Raw genomic sequence first — 20,123 nt, forward strand, 5'->3', positions numbered from 1 at the left:
GCGACATTATTAATAATCCTACCTAATATTTGCTCCATCGCGACAGGAAAAACCTGCGCAGATGCAGATCAATCATGGAGGAGAAAAATAGTGGGACGTATCTTGACACTGAAGGATGTGGAGGCGGCCGTGAAAGGCGGCTCCGTGTTTGCCTGCGGCGGTGGCGGCTGGGCCAAGCATGGCCGCGAGCTGGGCACCCTGGCCGTGACCATCGGCCGGCCGGAACTGGTCAGCATGGAGGAAGTGGATGACGAGACGTGGATCGCCACGGCGGCGGCCATCGGCGCGCCGGGCGGCTTGACGGACTGGGAAATGCAGGGCATGGATTACGTCAAGGCGGTGCAGCTGACGCAGGAAGCGCTGGGCGCACCCATCTATGGCCTGATCATCGGCCAGAACGGCATGTCGAGCACCCTCAACGCCTGGCTGCCATCGGCCGTGCTGGGCACCAAGGTGATCGATGCGGTGGGCGACGTGCGCGCCCATCCGACCGGCGACATGGGGTCGCTAGGCCTGGCCAACAGCCCGCAGCAGATGATACAGAGCGCCGTCGGCGGCAAGCGCGCCAGCAATGCGTACATCGAGCTGGTGGTGCGCGGCGCCACGGCCAAGGTCTCGCCCATCCTGCGCAAGGCCTCGGACATGTCGGGCGGCTTCATCGCCAGCTGCCGCAACCCGGTCCGCGCCGCCTATGTGCGCCAGCATGCGGCGCTGGGCGGCATCAGCATGGCGCTGGCCCTCGGTGACACCATCATCGCCGCCGAAGGAAAGGGCGGCATGGCCGTGGTCGACGCCATCTGCAAGCAGACGGGCGGCCGCATCATCGGCAGCGGCAAGGTAGCCCGCAATACCCTGCGCTACACGGACGAAGCATTCGATATCGGCGTGATCGAAGTGGGCGAGGGGCCGCACAAGCGCCTGATCCACGTGATGAACGAGCACATGGCGGTGGACGACGCGCACGGCGCGCGCATCGCCAGCTACCCGGACGTGATCACCACCCTGGACATGCAGGGCAATCCGCTCAGTGCAGGGCAAGTCAGGGAAGGCATGGAAGTGCTGGTCTTCCACATCCATAAAAGCGGACTGCCGCTGTCGTCCAGCGTCAGCGACCCGGCCGTCTACCCGCCGGTGGAAAAGGCGCTGGGCATCGAGTTGGCCAACTACGCGCTGGAGGGCAAATAATGACGCAGGCCACCTTCACCGTGCAATCGGGCGCCACCTTGCGCTGCAAGGGCTGGCGCCAGGAAGCGCTGCTGCGCCTGCTGGAAAACGTGCTGGCCGTGGGCGAAGCGCCGCAAAACCTGGTGGTCTATGCGGCGCTGGGCAAGGCGGCGCGCGACTGGCCCGCCTACCGCGCCATCGTCGACGCCCTGCTGCAACTGGAAGAAGAGCAGACGCTGATCGTCCAGTCGGGCAAGCCGATCGGCGTCTTGCGCACGCACAGCCAGGCGCCCATCGTCATCATGGCCAACTGTAACCTGGTGGGGCAATGGGCCAAGGCGGAAAACTTCTATGCGCTGGAAAAGCAGGGCCTGATCTGCTGGGGCGGGCTGACGGCCGGCGACTGGCAGTACATCGGTTCGCAAGGCGTGATCCAGGGCACTTACGAGATTTTCTGCCGCATCGCCGAGCGCCATTTCAATAATGACTTGCGTGGCCGTTTCATTTTGACGGCGGGCCTGGGCGGCATGGGCGGCGCGCAGCCGCTGGCCGGCCGCATGGCCAACGCCGCCATCCTGACGGTGGAAGTCAACGAGGACAGTATCCGGAAGCGCCTGAAGAACGGTTTCCTGGAAGTGCGCGCCGACTCGCTCGAGCATGCGCTTGCCCTGATCGCCGATGCGGTGGCGCGCAAGGCGCCGCTGTCGGTGGGCTTGCTGGGCAATGCGGCCGATATCTACCCGGCCATCCTGGCGCGCGGCATCGTGCCCGACATCGTCACCGACCAGACCTCGGCGCATGACCTGGTGTATGGCTATGTACCGTCCGGCCACACGCCGCAGCAAGCCATCGATCGCCGCGAGACCGATATCGAGGGCCTGATGCGCGACAGCCGCGCATCCATCGTGCGCCATGTGCAGGCCATGCTGGGTTTCCAGGATCAGGGCGCGATCGTTTTCGACAATGGCAACCTGATACGCACGCACGCGAAACAGGGTGGGGTGGAGCGGGCCTTCGAGATTCCCGTCTTCACGGAAGCGTTCTTGCGGCCGCTGTTTGCGCGCGCCATCGGCCCGTTCCGCTGGATCGCGCTGTCGAACGACGCCGAGGATATCCGCAAGATCGACGATTTTCTGTTGCAGCGTTTTGCCGATAACTGGATCGTCTCGAACTGGGTGCGCCTGGCGCGCGAAAACGTGCCCTTCGAAGGCTTGCCGGCCCGCATCGCCTGGCTGGGCCACGGCGAACGCACGGAGCTGGCGCTGGAAGTCAATCGCATGGTGCGCGACGGCGAATTGAGCGCGCCGGTCGCCTTCACGCGCGACCACCTCGATGCGGGCGCCATGGCGCATCCGAACATCATGACGGAAAACATGCGCGACGGTTCCGACGCCGTGGCCGACTGGCCGCTGCTGAACGCCATGATCAATTGTTCTTCCAGCGCCGATCTGGTGGCCATCCATTCGGGCGGCGGCGGTTACAGCGGCTACATGACCAGCGCCGGCGTCACCGTGGTGGCGGACGGCAGCGCGGCGGCGGAGCAGCGCTTGCGCCTGTCGCTGACGAATGACACCAGCAGCGGCGTGCTGCGCTACGCGGACGCCGGTTACGACGAGGCGCTCGATGAAGTGGCCGTCAAGGGCATCGCCCGCATCGATACACAGGAGGCCAGATTCCAGCAATAGGGCATAGTCACGCAGCATAAAAAATCAAAAGGCCAGCCGGGGAATACCCCGGCGGCACATAAGAGCTAGGGCAATGTGGTCTACAGGGAGAGATAAATGAAAGAGCTGGCTATCAATGCAGGCGGGGAACGTGCGTCCACCGCAGGAACAGAAACAGCGGCGGGCGCGGCGCATGCCAGCGTTAATCACAATGAGATCAAGCACGACGCCAAGGCGAGCCGCCGCGCCGTCATCGCCGCCTCGACCGGCAATGCGCTGGAATGGTATGACTTCACGGTGTACGCCTTGTTTGCCGTGTATATCGGGCAGAATTTTTTCCAGAACGAGAATCCCACCGTGCAGCTGATGGCCTCTTTCATGGCCTTCGGCCTGGGTTATGTGGCGCGGCCGCTGGGCGCGCTGCTGCTCGGTTCCTACGGCGACCGGGCAGGGCGCAAGGCTGCGCTGACCATGACCATCATGCTGATGGCGCTGGGTACCTTGCTGATTGCGATTGCGCCGCCGTATGCGGCCATCGGCGTGGGCGCGCCGCTGCTGATCGTCTGCGGCCGGGTGCTGCAGGGCTTTTCGGCCGGTGGCGAAATCGGTGGCGCCACGGCTTTCCTGGTCGAGCATGCACCGCCTGAAAAGAAGGGCCAGTATGCTTCGTGGCTGCAGGCCAGCATGGGCATCAGCAATGTGGCCGGCGCGCTGGTGGCGACTGTCGTCACGGCCATGTTCACCGTCGATGAAATCGGCGAATGGGCCTGGCGCATTCCTTTTATTATCGGCCTGGCGATTGCACCGGTCGGCCTGTGGATGCGCAAGGCGCTCGATGAGACGCCGCACTTCAAGCTGGAAGAACAGCGCATGAAAGCGGCCGGCATCGTCAAAAAGACGCCGCTGCTGCAAGTCATCCGCGAATGCCCCAAACAGCTGGCGGCCGGCTTTGGCCTGTCCGTGCTGTGGGCGGCGGCGCCGTATTCGCTGATCATCTTCATGCCGATCTATGCGCAAAAAACCATGGGGTTCACGGCGTCGCAAGCTTTTACTGCCTCCCTGATCGGCAACCTGTTCATGATCGTCTGCTGCGTGCTGGCCGGCACCCTGTCGGACAAGCTGGGACGGCGCACCATGCTGCGCTTTGGCGCGATCTTGCTGCTGGTGGGCGTGTATCCGCTGATGATGTGGCTGCAGGCGTCGCACACCACGGCCACGCTGGTGATCGTGCAATCGCTGTTTTGCGCCATGATCGCCATGTTTGTCGGCGTGGCGCCGGCGGCGCTATCGGAAATCTTCCCCACGTCCGTGCGTTCCTCGGGCATGTCGCTGTCGTATAACACGGCCGTGACCCTGCTGGGCGGCTTCGCGCCCGCCATCCTGACCTGGATCACCTACACCACGGGGGTGGCGTTTGCGCCAGCCCTGTATGTGATGGGCGCCGCCGCCATCGCGCTGGTCGCGATTGCCACCTTGCCCGACGCCAGCCAGACCTGATCCGCCCACCGCAGACACTCACCGAAAGAGCACCATGCACATCACACAACGCAGCGCACTGCGCGCCGCGACGGCACTCGCTTGCCTGGCGTTTGGCCAGCAGGCCTGCGCGCAGTCCAATCTCAGCTTCACCGGCGTCATCGATACCTATGCCGGCTCCCTGCAGCGCAGCGGGGAGGCCGCCCGCACCAATGTCGTCAACAGCAGCGGCATGACCACTTCATGGTGGGGCTTCAAGGGCGTGGAAGACCTGGGCGGCGGCTTGCAGGCGCAGTTCAACCTGACCGGTTTTTTCCGCCCCGATAACGGCGGCGCAGGGCGCTACGACAGCGACACCCTGTTTGCCCGCGACGCCAACGTGGGCCTGGCGGGCGGTTTCGGGCGCATTTCCATCGGCCGCGACCTGGCGCCCAACTTCGTCCCCTCGATTGTCCTCAATCCGTTCGGCGGCTCGTTCGCCTTCGCGCCGCTGCTGGTGCACACGCAAGCGTCGGCCGGCGCGTATCCGGGCCAGAAATGGGCGCCCACCACGGCGGGCGACACCGGCTGGAGCAATGAAATCATGTATGTCACGCCGAACCTGAACGGCTTGACGGCCAGCCTGTTTTACCAATTCGGCGAGCAGGCCGGCAACACCGGCAAGAATAACGCCGGCGCCAACGCCATGTACAGCCATGGTCCCTTGACCCTGGGCGCCTACGTGCAGCGCATCGCCGTCAACAACCCGCTCGACGCCGTGACGGGCGATTCAAAGGTGTTCAGTTTTACGCCGTATAACGTCGCTACGGGCGCCGTCTACAAGCTGGCGGCGGCCAGGCGCCAGACCACCTGGTTCGTCGGCGGCGCCTACGACTTCAAGCTGCTCAAGCTGTTCGGCACCTGGCAAACGGCGGACAACAGCCTGCCCGATGGCCTGGACCGCGACCAGCACAGCTTGAAGTCCGACACGGCCCAGCTGGGCGCCAGCGCACCGCTGGGCAGTGGCGTGGCCATGCTGTCCTGGGGCCGTACGGCGATCCGGGCCGGTGGCGATTTCGGCGGCCCGGGCTGGCGCAGCAGCGTGCGGCGCAATACCGTTTCGCTGGGCTACGACTACCTGCTGTCGAAGCGCACCGACGTGTACAGCGTCGTCATGCGCGACAAGATCAGCGACCAGGACGGCGGCACCAGCGTGGGGGCCGGCATCCGTCACAAGTTCTGAGCCGCTTGACGTCACCCTGCGCAACAATTAATATCCGTCCGGTCGGAAATAAATTGGAGCAAGGATGGGACGCAAGCGCGTGATTGATCAGGAACACATACTTGACGCCGCCGAAGTGGTGGTGGCGCGCGATGGGGCGGCGCGGCTGACCCTGGATGCGGTGGCGGTGCAGGCAGGCATCAGCAAGGCCAGCGTGCTGTACGACTATAAGTCCAAGCAGGCGCTGATCGCCGCCGTGGTCGACCGGGCCGTGGCGCGCGACAACGCCTTCAACCAGCAAACCACGGCCAGCCTGGGCGAGGTGGACAGTGCAGTCATCCGCGGACGTATCGCCGCCGCTGCCTTGCCGATACCCGAGCAATTCAAGCAGGTCGCCATGAATCTGTGCGCGGCCATGGCCCAGGATGCGCAGTTGCGCGCCACCTTGCAAGCCAACCAGCAGGCAGTGATTGCGCAGATCCTGGCCAGCTCGGCCCAGCCGCGCGGCGCCTTGCTGGCCTATCTGGCGCTGGAGGGACTGAAACTGCTCGAAGCGCTCGATTACCACAGCTGGCCGCAGCACGAGCGCAGCCGCATCCTGCGCGAGATCGGCTGGCTGGTCGATGTGGAGCCAACATGACACAGCGTTTGTTCCTGACGGGCGGCAGCGGTTACCTGGGTCGCAACCTGATCCGCCATTTCGTGGCGCAGGGCACGACCGTGGTGGCACTGGTGCGCAGCGAACGGGCCGCCGCCGTGGTGCGGGCCCTGGGCGCGCTGCCGTTTGCGGGCGATCTGCTCGATCCTCTGGCGGAAGGCATGGCAGGCTGCGACGCCCTGATACACGCCGCTGCCGACACCAATCACGGTTACGCCACGGCGGCCCAGCGCCGCATCAATCTCGATGGCACGCGCCATGTATTTGCCTCGGCGCGCGCGGCCGGCATCGCCAGGGCAGTGGTTGTCAGCAGCGAATCGGTGCTGCTCGATGGCCGCCCGCTGGTCAATGCACGCGAAGACATGCCGTTTCCCCGTCACCCTGCGGGCGCGTATTCGCGCACCAAGGGCGAGGCTGAACGCATCGCCCTGGCGCTGGCCGGACCCGGTTTTAGCGTGGTCGCCGCGCGTCCCCGTTTCCTGTGGGGCCGTGACGACACCACGGCGCTGCCGCAACTGACGGCGGCTGCGGCGGCCGGCAAGATGGCCTGGCTCGATGGCGGACGCTACCTGACTTCGACCACGCATATCGTCAACGCCTGCGCCGGCATTGCGCTGGCCCTGCAGCATGGCCGCAGCGGTGAAGCGTATTTTTTCAGCGATGGCGAAGCGCAGGAATTTCGCGGTTTTATCAGCGACTTGCTGGCCACGCAGGGCATCGTGGCGCCTGATAAAAGCATGCCGCGCTGGCTGGTGTGCGCGATTGCCGGCGTGGGCGACCTGCTGGCCACGCTCAGCGGCGGACGTTTCACGCCGCCCGTGACGCGCCAGCAACTGGCCACCATGTCGGTCGAAGTCACGCTCGACATCAGCAAGGCGCGCACGCATCTGGGCTACCAGCCCGTCATGTCGCGCCGTGAGGGGCTGGCCGAATTGGTGGCGCCAGGCTGATGGCTGAGGTGGTAGTTTAAAAACAAGCATCCTGCCGTGTGCCGCGATTCGTAAATTGGTGAAAAAATGCAATTGACTAGCTGATACCAGTCCGGCGCCGCAGGCTTTGCGGGCGCCGCCGATAGTTCATCGCGAAGGAGCATCATGACTACTACCTCCCGGCCGGGACCGTTGTTGCTCATTACCGGCGTTGTCTTCATCCTGTTGGGACTGGCGCTAGCCGGTGGCGGGGCCTGGCTGGTTTATCTCGGCGGTTCCTGGTATTACGTGCTGGCCGGCATCGGCTTGCTGATTGCGGCCGCGCTGGTGCTCAAGGCCAGGCGCAGCGTCCAGCCTTTCGTGGCTTTCCTGCTGTTCGCCACCCTGGTGTGGTCGGTGGTGGAAGTCAGGTTCGACTGGTGGCAATTGCTGCCGCGCCTCGATATCTGGTTCGCCGCCGCCATCTGGCTGCTGCTGCCGTTTGTCGACCGGCGCCTGGGCACGCCTGACACCAGCTACACGAAAAAACGCGAAGCGGGCAAGACGGCCCTGCTGGCCGCCCTGGTGGCCACCCTGGCCGTCGGCGTCTTTTCGCTGTTCCAGGATTACACCACCCTGCACGGCAACGTGCCTGATGAAAACATGGCCGCCGCGCCGCAAGGCGATTTTGCACCGGGCGTGGCGCACAACGACTGGGCCGCGTATGGCCGCTCCGGTTATGGCGACCGCTATTCGCCGGCCAGCCAGATCACGCCGGCCAATGCGTCGCAGCTGAAACAGGCCTGGGTGTACCACACGGGCGACTTCAAGGGGCCGAACGACCCGGGCGAAATCGCCAATGAAGTCACGCCGCTGAAGGTCAATGGCTTGCTGTACCTGTGCACGCCGCACAATATCGTCATCGCGCTGGACCCGGATACGGGCAAGGAAGTGTGGCGCCACGATCCCAAGATCAACCGCGATGCGAAAAGCTACCAGCACATGATTTGCCGCGGCGTGGCGTATTGGGATGTGAACGCGGGCCGCGCGAAAAACGATCCGGCGCCCGAAGCGGCAAACATGGAATGTCCGCGCCGCATCCTGGCGCCCACCATGGATGCGACTTTGATCGCCGTCAATGCCGATACGGGCGAGTCGTGCAAGAGCTTTGGCGAAAATGGCGTGATCGGCCTGTACCACGGCATGGGCATGAAAAAGCGGGGCTTTTTGATGCCGACCTCGCCACCGGCCGTATCGCAAAAGATGGTCGTGATGGCCGCCAGCGTGACGGACAACGATTCCACCGACGAACCATCGGGCGTGATCCGTGGCTACGATCCCGTCACCGGCAAGCTGGTGTGGAACTGGGACGCTTCCAATCCCGATGACACGGAACCGATCGCCGACGGCAAGACCTACACCAATAACTCGCCCAATTCCTGGGGCGTATCGAGCATCGATGAAAAGCTGGGCATGGTGTATGTGCCGATGGGTAATGAAACCCCCGATACCTGGGGCGGCAACCGCAATCCCCACGGCGAGAAATACAATAGCGCCATCGTCGCGCTGGACCTGGCCACCGGCAAGGTGCGCTGGGTGTATCAGACCGTGCACCACGATATCTGGGACATGGATATCGGCGGCCAGCCGACCCTGGTCGATATCGATACGCCGAAAGGCCGTGTGCCGTCCGTGGTGGCCACCACCAAGCGCGGCGACATCTATGTGATCGACCGCCGCGATGGCAGCCTGGTGGTGCCCGCACCGGAAAAACCGGTGCCCAATACCAATCCATCGGCCGGCGACCGCCTGTCGCCCACCCAGCCATTTTCCGAGCTGACCTTCTTGCCTGAAAAACACATCAGCGAGACGGATATGTGGGGCACCACGCCATTCGACCAGTTGGCTTGCCGCATCACCTTCCGTTCGCATCGCTACGAAGGCCCGTTCACACCGCAGACGGCCGCATCTGGCAAGATCAAGGGCGCCATCATTTCGCCGGGCCCGCTCGGCATCTTCGAGTGGGGCGGGGCGACCGTGGATCCGGTGCGCCAGTTGCTGATCGTGAACCCGGACTATATGGGCTTCCTGGAGCGCCTGGTGCCGCGCGACCAGGCGGACGTGAAGGGCGGTTCCGGCACGGAAATGGGCTTGCAGCCGCAGACGGGCACGCCATTTGCCGTGGAAATCAAGCCTTTCCTGTCGCCGCTGGGTTTCCCTTGCCAGGCGCCGCCGTGGGGTTATGTGGCGGCTGTCGACTTGCGCACCATGAAAAAAATCTGGATGCACAAGAACGGCACCACCATGGATAGCGCCCCCGTGCCGATTCCGCTGCCGCTGGGCGTGCCCAGCCTGGGCGGCATGAGCACCACGGCCGGCGGCGTGGCTTTCCTCAGCAGCACGCTCGACTATTACATCCGTGGCTACGATGTGCGCAACGGTAAAGTGGTCTGGAAAGCCCGCTTGCCAGCTGGCGGACAAGCCACGCCGATGAGCTATATCTCCGACAAGACAGGCCGCCAGTACGTGGTCGTCATGGCCGGTGGCCACGGCTCGCTGGGTACCAAGATGGGCGATAGCCTGATTGCGTATGCACTGCCTGACGAAGCAGTGAAGGGCAAGTAGCGCCATTTGCCCCTAGCCTAGCTGCGGCACGACCGGTCTGGTCGTGCCGCAGCTCACTTAGTTGCGCTTTTCTTGCCGATCTTTGGGATGATGATCGCCTTCATGGTGCTCTTGCTGCGGATGAGCTTGCGGCTGGTGCTGTGCTTGTGGCCGCGGTTCTGGGCGCGGCTCCACCCGCGGCGGCGCTTGCTCACGGTGTACCTCCGAAGCGGGACGATGCATTTCCTGGTGGAACTGCTGGCCGCCGTTGGGCCGGTCGAATTGCGGATGCGGCCGGTCCTGTACAGGTTGTGGCGCTGAGGCTGGCTGTGGCTGCGGCTGGAACGTTGCCGCTGGCCGATTGCCGCCGAAGGCATGCTGGTTCAGGTTGCCCGGGGGACGCATCCCCTCAAGGTTGTGCTGCGCAGCTGCTTCATGGTTCAGGGTATTCTGCTGCAGCTCATGCATGGGTCGGCCACTCTGTCCATTCTGGCCAGGCTGGCCACCAGCAGGGCGTTGCGGTGCACCGCCAGGCTGAGCCGGGTTCTGCACGGCATGCATGGCCCCTGGCTGCCGCAGCTGATTGGTGCTGGCCGCTGCCGGGCTGCCGGCAGCAAAATTCCTGCTGAAATTCGGCCGTGTCATGTTGCTGAAGTCCGCTGGTCCGTGATTGCTCCCTTGCGTTGCGGCAAACGACGCACCATTCGACCCTGGACGCAGTGGTTGCGGATTGCCTGGCGCAGCAAAATTCGGCCGCGTCATGTTGTTGAAGTCTGCCGGACCATGATTGCCCCTGGGCATAGCTGCAAACGACGCGGCATTTTGGCCTGGATGCACTGGCTGCGGATTGCCTGGTGCAGCAAAATTCGGACGGGCCGCGTTGAAATTGGCGACCGCGCCGCCCGGCTGGACCGGGTTCGGGGCAGCGAAATGATTGCGCGTATTGTTGTTGATGACCGTATTGTTGTAGTTGTTGGTGACGCGATTGATGATCGTGGTGGAGCGCGACACATAGGTATTGTTGTTGTACACCACCGCCGGCCGGTGCCAGCCGTTCGGGCCGCCGCCATTCCAGTTGCCGCCCCCGCCGCCGCCGCCCCAGTGCATGCCCCAGGAATGCCAGCCCCAGGGGTGCGTGTCGATCAAGGCGCCGACGGCGATTCCCAGGCCAAAGGTCAGCACGCCTGCGGTAACGATGTCACCGGGCGGATAGTAGGCTGGCGGCGGCGCGTAGGAATAGCCTGGATAGACCGGCAGCGGCTGGCCATAGACGACGGCCGGATTATAGGCCGGCACATAGACCACATCCGAATCGGCCGGCTCGATCACGATGGTTTCCGGTGGCGGCGGCACCATTTCAGGACCGGCGTAGTAGGCCGGCTCATTGGGTGGTGGCGCATAGCCGAGCGGTGGCTGTGCCTGCACGCGTGGTGCTCTGGCGATATGCTGCTGTTTGTTGCTCTTCAGATTGCCGCTGGCGGCTGCCCGCTGGCGCATCACCTGGATTGCATTCATGACATCGGTCGGATCGTTGACATAGGCGTCGCCGAGCGCCGACGTCCACGGGATATTGTGCGCCATCTGGTCCAGCACGCCAGGGAACTGGGTCAAGCCCTTGACGCTGACATCCCAGGGTTGTTGATTGGCGGCATCCTGCAGTGGCTGGCCTTTCAGGTTTTTATTTTGCGCCAGCCAGTTGTCGGCGGCGCTGATCTGGTCTGGGTAGCTTGATGCTGCCAGGACTTGCGCCACCAGTTTGTCAGGGAACAGGGCAATCGGCCCGACCAGCTGGTAAAGCTGGTCGGCGGTAGGGGGAATATAGGCGGGAGCAGCTTGTGGCGTAGCAGCAGGCGCGGTGGCATCGTTTTTTTTGTCGCAAGCGGCAAGCGACAACAAGGCGACGCAAACGGACGCGCCAAGTAACAACGATGTTTTTTTATTGTTGGCCATTTCGCGCTCCATCACATCAAGGTATTGACAGTATCTACAAGTTAGCACGGCAATCCGGATAGCCTGCAGTGCGTTACAGAATCTTGCATGTTTAACAGACTATCCCGGCAGGGAGCGGCGATGCTTTATGATGGCGAGACCGTGCAGCGATGCGCTTGCACAGCGCAGATGGCGCGGCAGCGTATTCTTCCAGAAACAGCCGCTTTAACCAGTGAAAGAAAACCATGAAGGCACCACCAGACGATTTGCCGGTCTATCGCGTGTTAACCGGCCCTGACGATGCAAAATTTTGCCGTCGCGTCAGCGAGGCGCTTGCGCTAGGGTATGTGCTTTACGGCTCGCCCTCGCTGACGTTTAATGGGCAAAATGTCATCGTAGCCCAGGCCGTTGTCTGGCCTGCGATTGACGAGCAGTCTATCGGGTAGCCGCCACGATGGACCTTGCTTGATTGAAATCACTGCTGAAAAGACAGCTTGCCTGTTCTTTCCTCTGCTATCCTTCTTCAATTATCACGCATCCTCTCTTATCCTCCTTTAATTTCCCTGTCGTGACTTTTCGATAGTGTGTGGCCCCTTGGCCGCTGCTAGTATTTTTACCTGCCGAGCCCGCTTGCCTTATTGCTTGCGCAAGCTCGGCGTTCTGCCGGCAGGGGCGTCTTTGCCCGTCAATTCTTGCCATGGCGCTCGCTGCTTTTTTGATGATGCAGGCATGCGTTGCGCTCCCATCAGTACCGTGTAGCGGCATGTTTTAACCAGGCAATCCTTGGAGGGAAAGGCTTGCCATGAACGAGAGGAGCAAGGAATGAGCAGTGAATTCAAGAGGCGTGGTGCCTTGAAGGAAGCTGAAAGCTATCCAGTCTGGTTGCAGCAGGTATTGACCGAGACAGCGTCTGCACGGGCGTTGGTGGCCGGACATCCCGTCTTCACCGGCATGCGCGACGCCAGGCTGGGCGCGCGCGAGTTCGCGGCATTCTTTGTCCATGGCTGGCCGGTGGTGGAGCAATTTCCCCAGTATATGGCGATGAATCTGCTCAAGGCGCGTTTTGGCCGTTCGGAAGGGGAGGATATGGCGCGCCGCTACCTGACGCGCAATATCCGGGTCGAGCAGAATCATGCCGATTACTGGGTCGACTGGGCCGGCATGCACGATGTCTCGAAAAGCAAGCTGCTGCGCGCCGAAGGCCCGCCTGCCGCGTTTGCACTGAGCCACTGGTGCTGGAGCAGCAGCAGTTCCCACGCGCTGGCATCCGCCATGGCCGCCACCAATTACGCCATCGAAGGCGTGACGGGCGACTGGGCCACCCTGGTGTGCAGCAAGCCCGATTATGAGCAAAGCTTTCCTGAGGGATCCCGGAAAAAAGCCATGCGCTGGCTGCAACTGCATGCCCATTACGACGACGCCCATCCCTGGGAAGCGCTGGACATCGTCGCCACCTTGCTGGGACATGAACCGCGCAAGGAGGAAATCGAGGACGTTCGCAACAGTATCCTGACCAGCTTTTCTTACTTCAAGGCTAGCCTGGACTGCTGCCTCTGATAGTTGAGTAGCGCGTCGGCCTGCTGCTTGCGGGGCCGGCGCTTCGCCGGATTTCGCTTCAATTTGGCAGGATTTGCTCTATTTGTGCGCTTCAAGCCAGACAATGAAACGACTACACTGGTTTCATTGTTCACTTACTGGATCTGGAAGCCGCATATATGAACCGCTTACCACCACTCTCATTGAAAATATTACCGGCATCCTTCTTTGCGCTGACCCTGGGCCTGGCGGAAACGGGCAATGCCTGGCGCTTCGCCCGCGACCTCTGGTCCTTGCCGCCGTTGATGGGCGAACTGTTCGAGGCGCTGGCCATCGCCTCATTCCTTCTTTTTATCGTCATGTATGCACGCAAATGGCTGGTGCAGCGGGCAGCGGCAGTGGCTGAAGTGCGCGACCCTGTGCAGTCGGCCTTTTTGGCCCTGATCCCGGAATCGATCATCCTGATCGCGCTGGCGCTGCTGCCGTACGCGCCGGCCGCCGCCAAACTGTGCTTCTGGCTTGGCTCGAGCGTCAACCTGCTGTATGGCGCCTGGCGGCTGGCCGCGCACTGGAGCAGCCAGCGCGATGCCGCGCAGATTGTCCCGCCGCTGTATCTGCCCTACACGGCCAGCGTGCTGGTGAATGCCCTGGCGGCTGGCGTATTTGGCTACACGGATTACGGCTGGATGCTGTTTGGCGTGGGCGCGATTTCCTGGCTGATCATGGATTCGTCCATCACGCACCAGCTGATGACGGGGGGACTGGCAGAAAAGACCCGCAACTTCATGGGCATCTACAGCGCGCCGCCGGTAGTGGCCCTGGTGGCTTACCAGGTGCTGGCCGGCAAGGAGGCCAACCCGGCGATCAGCCATGCGCTGGCCGGCTACGCCCTGTTCCTCTTCGCCGGCTTGCTGTTCGCCTCGCGCTGGCTGGCCCGGCAAGACTTCGCGCCCGGTTACTGGGCCTATACCTTTGGTCTCGCCACGCTGGGCCAGGGCTTGATGCTGATGGTGCAGCGCCATCCGACTGGCTTGCTCGAAGCGCTTGCCGCCGTCGTGTTTGCCGCTACCTTGCTGCTGGTGCTGTATGTTGCGCTTGGCTCCTTGCGTCTGCTGGCCCGGGGCGCGTATTTCCCGCTGGCGCCTTTGCCTGCATCAGTATGAAAACCGTCGCATTGGTCATTTTCCCTGGCGTGCAGTCGCTGGACGTCTCGGGGCCGATGGACGTGTTTGCCGAAGCGAATGATTACGTCGCTGCCGGCGAGGGCTATCGCCTGGTCACGGTGGGCACGCAGCCATCGCCGATCCGCGCATCGAACGGCCAGCAGCTGGGTTTTGATTTCAGCCTGGACCAGGCAGAGGCGGGCATTGGCTACGATATCGTGCTGGTGGCCGGCGGCCCCCGGCTGGCGCAGGAAGAGGAAAGCCCGGCCTTGTCCGCCTGGCTGAAGTTAGTGGTGCAAAACGTGCCCCGTTATGGCTCGATTTGCACCGGCGCTTTCTTGCTGGGGCGCGCCGGCTTGCTCGACGGCAAACGCGCCACTACCCACTGGAGCGATGCGGGCCGGCTGGGCGAGCAATTTCCATTGGCACAAGTCGAGCACGACCGCATCCATGTGCGCGATGGCGGCCTGGTGACGTCGGCCGGCGTGACGGCCGGCATCGACCTGGCGCTGGCGCTGGTGGCGGAAGACCATGGCCCTTCGGTTGCGCTGTCGGTGGCCAAGCGGCTGCTGGTGGTGGCCCAGCGGCAGGGCGGTCAATCGCAATTCAGCCCTTATCTGCAAGCCCAGGCGCAGCCCGACGCGCTGGCCACCGTGATCCGGCGCCATGTGATGGAACACCTGGCCGAGCCGCTGTCGGTCGAGCGCCTGGCCGATATCGCCGGCATGAGCGCCCGCAACTTCGCCCGTTTGTTCGTCAAGGAAATGCAGATCCCCCCGGCCGAATTCGTGCTGCGCGCCCGCATCGACGCCGCCCGCAACCTGCTCGAAGGCAGCGAGCTGCCCCTGAAAACCATCGCCTACCGCTGCGGCTTCGGCAGCGCCGCCCGCATGCGCCTGGTGTTTGCACAACGATTTGGGGTGACGCCGTATCAGTATCGCGATAGTTTCAAGGTAGGCCATTCCAATGATGGCAGCGCAGCTATTGAGAGTTGACGCCTGTTGCCGGAACAGTGGCAACATCAGTACAGTTCGTTTTTAGGTGCGCGTTTCGATTCACACTTGGCGCTATCGGATGCCTCGCCGCTGCCCTCATTTTCCGTTGCGCACGCGTTGGTGGCTGGAGAAACCTGTACTTTTTCCTCCACTTGTACGGTATGGTCAGGAACGTCAGCAATGTTTGTCGGCGCCGGGGCCTGCTCGGGGGCCGCCTCAAACGGCATCGCTTGGTGCTCCACTGGCGCTGGCATTTCGGTAACGGCGGGCAGCGTTGACGGCGCCTCTGCGGGTGTTTCTTTTTTGTTTGCGCCGAAGACCACAGCGGCGATCACTATGAGTGCGATCACTCCCATACCGGTGCTCGCAAACCCCACTTCGGAACTGCCGCAAGACGGGCATTTCAGCGACATGTTTTTCCCCCTTGGATACCAGGTGTATCCGCATTTCTTGCACTTGTTTTGTGATCGTTTTGTAGCCGCCATATTTTTACCTTGAAGGTTATAGTCAACGCGAAAGCGAGCAATGGGGATCGCGCGTCATTGTTAAGAATCTGGAGCAAAATTTTGGGGTCAGACCCGTCGGGTCTGACCCCAGCTTTCTGCTGCTGGCTAAAGCCTACCCACAAGCCCTTGTGCAACTACGATACGGCGCTTCGCACGCCTGCAGGCGTTCGGCGCGGCGGGCGCGGAAGGCTTCGGCTTCGGTGGGACGCAGTTGTTGCGACTCGGGATGCACTCCTTTTGCGGCGTTGGCGTAGGGATTGCTGTCTGGCTTCATTGATAGCACGGGACTGGTATCGTTTTCGGTGGTGGGGCCGACGTTTGCGCGGCAGTCCTGGCGGGCCGAAACGCAGACTGATTTGCACATGGATGGCTCCGCCAGCGGTTTTGGGGCTGCTGGCGTGTCTGCGGCGTAGGAAGTCGAGCTCAAGCAGAGGAATAGTGCAAGGGTGCTGGCAAGTCGCATGAAGCATTTCTCCAGATTCCTGCAGGCGGCCACATGGCAGCGCGTCAGGCAGGCGCGACTATATATTTGACAACTCTTTATGGCAAGCTTATTTGACGCTCATGATGGCGGGCCACCCCATTGCAAGGCAACCCGCCTGATTAATGCCACGCTAATTACTGCGCCGCCAGACCCAGTTTCAAGCCTACCGGTTTGCCTGGCGTGGCGTCGGTTTTTTCCGGCGCACCGGCGCTGACCCTGGCCGCTGGCGTGCCATCCTGCTGCAGGGCAGCGAGGATGGCGGCGCTGCGCGCATTGCCCAGTTTGCTCAGTGCATCGGCAGGCAGGGCCTGCTTTTGCTCCAGCTGGGTACGCAAGCCGTTGTAGAAAGCGCTTGTGTCGGCTACTTGGGGTTCGCCTTCGATCAGCTTGCCCAGGCGTTGCCAGACGGGGATTTTTTCCGCTGGTGCCGAAGCTGAAGCTGAAGCCGATGCGCTGGCTGCTGCCGGCGCCGCCGTCGGTATTGCCACCTCGGCTGCTTTCTTTTGCTTGTCCAGCTCAGCCTTGCCGAAGCGTTCTGCGTACAGGTCGCGCAGGGCGCCCCGTATCTTGCGTTCGCCCAGGTTCAGCGGACCCGGCGCTTCGCCCGCTTCGAGCTTGATGCCAGCCTTGTTCGTCACGGCCAGGCGCACGGCCTGTTCGCGCAGGGCAGCCGCATCGCTGTCGCTGTACTGGGCCGGCACGGCCAGTTTCAGCTGCTCGCGCTTGGCCAGGATCTGCGCCACCTGCTTGAGTTTTTCGCGCTCGGGCGGCAGCAGCACGGCGCTGCCTGCGTCGAAATCGACGGCTTCGAGCTTGTCGCTATTGATCCCGAGCAAGCTGCCCAGTGCGCGGAACGGCGCCGTGACGATTTTCGTCAGCACGTTGCCGATGGCTTTCCAGATCAGCGCGCCGTAGCTGAATTGCGGGTCGCTCATGTCGCCCGACACGGGCAAGCCCAGGTCGATGCGGCCATCTGAATCTTTCAGGATGGCCAGCGCCAGGGTGAGCGGTAGCTTCAGTGCGTCGGGGCTGTCGATGCGTTCGCCCAAAGTCAGCTTGTCGAGCACGATCTGATTGGTGCCGTCGAGCTGGCGGTTGCGCACCTTGTATTGCAGGTCCAGCGACATCTTGCCTTCCGCGACTTTATAGCCGGCAAACTTCATGGTGTAGGGCGAGGCCGAGACCATGTCCACGTTCTTGAAGATCACGCTCAGGTCGGTGTTGTCGGTTGGCGCAAACGGGTTCAGTTGGCCGCGCACCCGGGCCAGGCCGAATTCATCGATGCGGCCGTCCAGTTCGATCTGGCTGCGCGCATCGCGCCTGGTGGACAAGCCCGTGACGATGCCGTTCAGCTCGTAAATCTTGGCGCCGAACTGGGGACGCAAGCTCAGGTCGGCAAAGTCCAGCTTGGCATTTTGCAGGCGCACCCGGCGCACGCGCACGGGGAAACTGGCGTCGGCCGTCGAGCTTGCCACCGGAGCCGTAGGGACGGGTGCAGGTTCAGCGGGTTTGACCAGCAGGCGCTGGGCGTTCAGGCTGCGGTCGTTTTCGATGATCAGCTGGGCGTTCGGTTCGACGATGCGCAGTTCCGGAATATCGAGAGAGTTAGGCCCCACGCTGGCTGTCAGCTTGTCCGTGCGCACGCTTTTCCAGGACGCGAAACGCTTGCCATCGACTTCATTCAAGACCAGGCCGGCAATGTCCACGCCGCCCACATAGCGCACGGTGGGCGCGTTCCTTGTGCCGCCGCCCGTCGTCAGATGGCCGCTGCCGGACAAGGTGCCGCCGGCCAGTTTCAGTTTCAGATGCTGGGCCAGCAAGGGTTGCGCGGGCGACAGGGCCAGCTGTTTCAGGTTCAGCTGGGCGTCCAGCGCTGCCGTACCGGGCACGAACTTGCCTTGCGCCGTCAAACGTCCCCCTGCGCGCAGGTCCACGCCCAGATCAAACGGCAGCGCCTGTTTCAAGTCATTGCTGACATTGCTCAGATTCAAGTGCGCATCCTGCAATTGCCCTTTGAGGCCGGTGCCGGGATCGTTGTACAGGGCGCCGAACTTGCTCAGTTCTACCTTGCCGACCGTGGTGGACCATGGCGCGGATGGTTTTTCTTCGGCTGCTGCAGCCTTGCTTGACGCAAACACGGGCAGGTTTTGCGCGATCACAAACTGACCCTTGTGGTTGCGCGTCAGATCGATCTGCGCACCGCTGGCCGTCACCGTACCAAGTGCCACCTTGTGCGCGGCCAGGTCGATCTGGCCATCTTCAAAACCTAGCTGGGCCAGCTTGAATGGGGTTTGCGTGCCGCGCTGCAGGGCCAGGTCGGCCAGGCCGAAGCGGGCGCCATCGATCATGATCTGCGTGCCGGCCGGCGCTTGCTGCAACTGCAGTTGCAGCTGCAATTGCAGTTGTCTGGCGCTCAGGGCCAATGCCGGCTTGACGGTGTCGTCGGTGGCGCTGAGGTCCACATTGCTCAGCGCCAGTTGTTTCAAATCGACTTTCCACTTGCCGGAACCTGGTTTGGCGGGTGTGGCCGCCTCGGCAGCCGGAGTACCTGCCACCATCAGGTTGGCCAGGTCGATCTCGCCGTGGGCGTCGCGATGCACGGCCACCTTGCCGCCGTCGAGGCCGATCTTGTCGACGCTCACGGTCTGGCGCGCCAGGTCGGCGTTGATGCCGGTTACTGCCAGGGTGTGCAGGGTGGTGAACGGTTCGCCCTTGCCGTCGCGCACCAACGCCAGGTCGCGCAAGGCCAGGCCGGCGTTCTTGATGCCCGCTTCCAGCTTGCCGTCCGCATAGGAAAACGCATAGGGCAGGCGGGCCGACAAGGCGCCGCTGGTCACTGCGGCGCGCGTATAGGCTTTCAGGTAGGCGGCCAGGCCGGGCAGCGAAGCGTCCGTCAAGATCAGTTCGCCTTCGCCGCGGATCGGCGTCAACGACGCCGTGCCGCGCCAGTGCAGCTTGCCGCCGCGGGCCGCATCGGCGCTGAAGGTGTAGCTGCCGTTGGCGTCGGGCAGGGTGGAGATATTGTCGAGCGCGAAGTTGATCGGCGTAAAGTTATCGGCATACCCGGCCTTCTGGTCTTGCCAGGCCACCTTGCCCTGTTCCAGCGCGAAATGGCTGATCACCAGGCGCGGCATGCTGCCATCCGACGGTTCATGCGGACGGCGGTTCCAGGTGTCGAGCAATTCGGCCAGGTTGAACTTGCCATCGGGCGTGATGGTGAAGTGTGCTTGCGGCGCCGTGATGCGGATTTCCGCCAGGCTCCAGGCGCGGCGCACGATGGATTTCCATTCCAGCTGCACGATCAGCGCCTCGATGTCGAGCAAGGGCGCACCCTGGGCGCTGGCCGCTTCCTTCAGGACGATGTCATGCGCTTCCAGGCGCAGGGTAAACGGATTGAAGCGCACCTCGCCGATGCTGGCCTGGCGTTCCAGGGTTTGCGCGGCAAATTTGGGGTATTGGCTTTGTATCAGATGCGGCACCAGCCAAAAGCCTGCCGCGCTATAGGCGCCCAGTACGCAGGCAGTGCCTACGGTCCAGCGTTGCCAGCGTTTCCAGCGAAACTTTGTCGGCTGCACGCTTTTGTTTTCTGTTTTTTTCACGATCAACCTTGTAATGGTAGACGTCGTACGCGTCTTAACTGTCAGTATGCCTTTTTGTCGCTGAGCCTGCAAAATTGAAGCGTGCTCCAGTGCCAGGGTAAATAGTAAAAACAGATGTAATGCATGACTTTTTTGCCGATAAAAAACTCACCAAAATTCACTTTTTCTTGCGAATGATTCTCGTTACGGATATGATGCGGGCTATCTTCAGCCTCCGGGCTATTCTTTTTTGTAGA

General features: G+C 62.7%; 15 protein-coding genes. 11 read left to right on the forward strand and 4 right to left on the reverse strand.

Translation table 11 applies throughout. The features are described from left to right. Window positions 1-90: 90 nt before the first annotated feature. The 7 genes from ACL9RI_RS11115 to ACL9RI_RS11145 all read left to right on the forward strand — a co-directional run bounded on the left by ACL9RI_RS11115 (window position 91) and on the right by ACL9RI_RS11145 (window position 9,696). Window positions 91-1,185, forward strand: a complete 1,095-nt coding sequence (locus tag ACL9RI_RS11115; RefSeq protein ID WP_422726632.1) for a DUF917 domain-containing protein — start codon at window positions 91-93, stop codon at window positions 1,183-1,185. Continuing rightward, the gene (locus ACL9RI_RS11120) at window positions 1,185-2,849 is read left to right on the forward strand and encodes a urocanate hydratase (protein WP_422726633.1); all 1,665 of its coding nucleotides are present in this window, start codon (window positions 1,185-1,187) and stop codon (window positions 2,847-2,849) included. The genes ACL9RI_RS11115 and ACL9RI_RS11120 overlap by 1 nt, the downstream gene beginning before the upstream one ends. Before the next feature lie 96 nt (window positions 2,850-2,945). Then, window positions 2,946-4,325 (forward strand): MFS transporter, encoded by a 1,380-nt coding sequence (locus tag ACL9RI_RS11125; protein WP_422726634.1) that lies wholly within the window; start codon window positions 2,946-2,948, stop codon window positions 4,323-4,325. Between the two features lie 34 nt (window positions 4,326-4,359). Then, window positions 4,360-5,526, forward strand: coding sequence for a porin (locus tag ACL9RI_RS11130; RefSeq protein ID WP_422726635.1), 1,167 nt, complete (start codon window positions 4,360-4,362; stop codon window positions 5,524-5,526). A 64-nt stretch (window positions 5,527-5,590) separates the two neighbouring features. Further along, a complete protein-coding gene (locus tag ACL9RI_RS11135) occupies window positions 5,591-6,145 on the forward strand; it encodes a TetR/AcrR family transcriptional regulator (protein ID WP_422726636.1) in 555 nt (184 codons plus the stop codon). Then, complete coding sequence (locus ACL9RI_RS11140) at window positions 6,142-7,113, forward strand: NAD-dependent epimerase/dehydratase family protein (protein WP_422726637.1); 972 nt, start codon at window positions 6,142-6,144, stop codon at window positions 7,111-7,113. Before ACL9RI_RS11135 ends, ACL9RI_RS11140 begins: the two co-directional genes overlap by 4 nt. A 144-nt stretch (window positions 7,114-7,257) precedes the next feature. Continuing rightward, window positions 7,258-9,696, forward strand: coding sequence for a membrane-bound PQQ-dependent dehydrogenase, glucose/quinate/shikimate family (locus ACL9RI_RS11145; protein ID WP_422726638.1), 2,439 nt, complete (start codon window positions 7,258-7,260; stop codon window positions 9,694-9,696). 57 nt (window positions 9,697-9,753) lie between these two features. Here the strand turns inward: ACL9RI_RS11145 and ACL9RI_RS11150 are convergent, their stop codons facing one another. Next, window positions 9,754-11,625 (reverse strand): DUF3300 domain-containing protein, encoded by a 1,872-nt coding sequence (locus ACL9RI_RS11150; protein WP_422726639.1) that lies wholly within the window; start codon window positions 11,623-11,625, stop codon window positions 9,754-9,756. Window positions 11,626-11,849: 224 nt separating this feature from the next. On the opposite strand from ACL9RI_RS11150, the gene ACL9RI_RS11155 reads away from it, so the two are divergent. The 4 genes from ACL9RI_RS11155 (at window position 11,850) to ACL9RI_RS11170 (ending at window position 15,298) form a co-directional block, all read left to right on the forward strand. Then, window positions 11,850-12,050 carry a DUF1737 domain-containing protein gene (locus tag ACL9RI_RS11155; RefSeq protein WP_422726640.1) on the forward strand — a complete coding sequence of 67 codons (201 nt, stop codon included), beginning with the start codon at window positions 11,850-11,852 and terminating at the stop codon, window positions 12,048-12,050. A 376-nt stretch (window positions 12,051-12,426) separates the two neighbouring features. Next, entirely contained in the window at window positions 12,427-13,161 is a 735-nt protein-coding gene (locus ACL9RI_RS11160; protein ID WP_422726641.1) for an iron-containing redox enzyme family protein, read from the forward strand. Window positions 13,162-13,319: 158 nt separating this feature from the next. Beyond that, window positions 13,320-14,303: a hypothetical protein gene (locus ACL9RI_RS11165; protein WP_422726642.1), complete on the forward strand. Its 984-nt coding sequence runs from the start codon at window positions 13,320-13,322 to the stop codon at window positions 14,301-14,303. After that, window positions 14,300-15,298: a GlxA family transcriptional regulator gene (locus tag ACL9RI_RS11170; RefSeq protein WP_422726643.1), complete on the forward strand. Its 999-nt coding sequence runs from the start codon at window positions 14,300-14,302 to the stop codon at window positions 15,296-15,298. Before ACL9RI_RS11165 ends, ACL9RI_RS11170 begins: the two co-directional genes overlap by 4 nt. A gap of 26 nt (window positions 15,299-15,324) precedes the next feature. Here the strand turns inward: ACL9RI_RS11170 and ACL9RI_RS11175 are convergent, their stop codons facing one another. The 3 genes from ACL9RI_RS11175 to ACL9RI_RS11185 all read right to left on the reverse strand — a co-directional run bounded on the left by ACL9RI_RS11175 (window position 15,325) and on the right by ACL9RI_RS11185 (window position 19,863). Next, entirely contained in the window at window positions 15,325-15,783 is a 459-nt protein-coding gene (locus ACL9RI_RS11175) for a hypothetical protein (RefSeq protein WP_422726644.1), read from the reverse strand. A gap of 133 nt (window positions 15,784-15,916) precedes the next feature. Beyond that, the gene (locus ACL9RI_RS11180; RefSeq protein ID WP_422726645.1) at window positions 15,917-16,168 is read right to left on the reverse strand and encodes a hypothetical protein; all 252 of its coding nucleotides are present in this window, start codon (window positions 16,166-16,168) and stop codon (window positions 15,917-15,919) included. Between the two features lie 254 nt (window positions 16,169-16,422). Further along, window positions 16,423-19,863: a DUF748 domain-containing protein gene (locus tag ACL9RI_RS11185; protein ID WP_422726646.1), complete on the reverse strand. Its 3,441-nt coding sequence runs from the start codon at window positions 19,861-19,863 to the stop codon at window positions 16,423-16,425. Between the last annotated feature and the right edge of the window lie 260 nt (window positions 19,864-20,123).

It is taken from the genome of Janthinobacterium sp. Mn2066, from assembly GCF_049319705.1.
Classification (GTDB): domain Bacteria; phylum Pseudomonadota; class Gammaproteobacteria; order Burkholderiales; family Burkholderiaceae_D; genus Janthinobacterium.

Coding starts and splice junctions, on each gene's coding strand:
- ACL9RI_RS11120 (WP_422726633.1), top strand. CDS start 1,185: ATGACGCAGGCCACCTTCACCGTGCAATCGGGCGCCACCTTGCGCTGC.
- ACL9RI_RS11125 (WP_422726634.1), top strand. CDS start 2,946: ATGAAAGAGCTGGCTATCAATGCAGGCGGGGAACGTGCGTCCACCGCA.
- ACL9RI_RS11130 (WP_422726635.1), top strand. CDS start 4,360: ATGCACATCACACAACGCAGCGCACTGCGCGCCGCGACGGCACTCGCT.
- ACL9RI_RS11135 (WP_422726636.1), top strand. CDS start 5,591: ATGGGACGCAAGCGCGTGATTGATCAGGAACACATACTTGACGCCGCC.
- ACL9RI_RS11140 (WP_422726637.1), top strand. CDS start 6,142: ATGACACAGCGTTTGTTCCTGACGGGCGGCAGCGGTTACCTGGGTCGC.
- ACL9RI_RS11145 (WP_422726638.1), top strand. CDS start 7,258: ATGACTACTACCTCCCGGCCGGGACCGTTGTTGCTCATTACCGGCGTT.
- ACL9RI_RS11150 (WP_422726639.1), bottom strand. CDS start 11,625: ATGGCCAACAATAAAAAAACATCGTTGTTACTTGGCGCGTCCGTTTGC.
- ACL9RI_RS11155 (WP_422726640.1), top strand. CDS start 11,850: ATGAAGGCACCACCAGACGATTTGCCGGTCTATCGCGTGTTAACCGGC.
- ACL9RI_RS11160 (WP_422726641.1), top strand. CDS start 12,427: ATGAGCAGTGAATTCAAGAGGCGTGGTGCCTTGAAGGAAGCTGAAAGC.
- ACL9RI_RS11165 (WP_422726642.1), top strand. CDS start 13,320: ATGAACCGCTTACCACCACTCTCATTGAAAATATTACCGGCATCCTTC.
- ACL9RI_RS11170 (WP_422726643.1), top strand. CDS start 14,300: ATGAAAACCGTCGCATTGGTCATTTTCCCTGGCGTGCAGTCGCTGGAC.
- ACL9RI_RS11175 (WP_422726644.1), bottom strand. CDS start 15,783: ATGGCGGCTACAAAACGATCACAAAACAAGTGCAAGAAATGCGGATAC.
- ACL9RI_RS11180 (WP_422726645.1), bottom strand. CDS start 16,168: ATGTGCAAATCAGTCTGCGTTTCGGCCCGCCAGGACTGCCGCGCAAAC.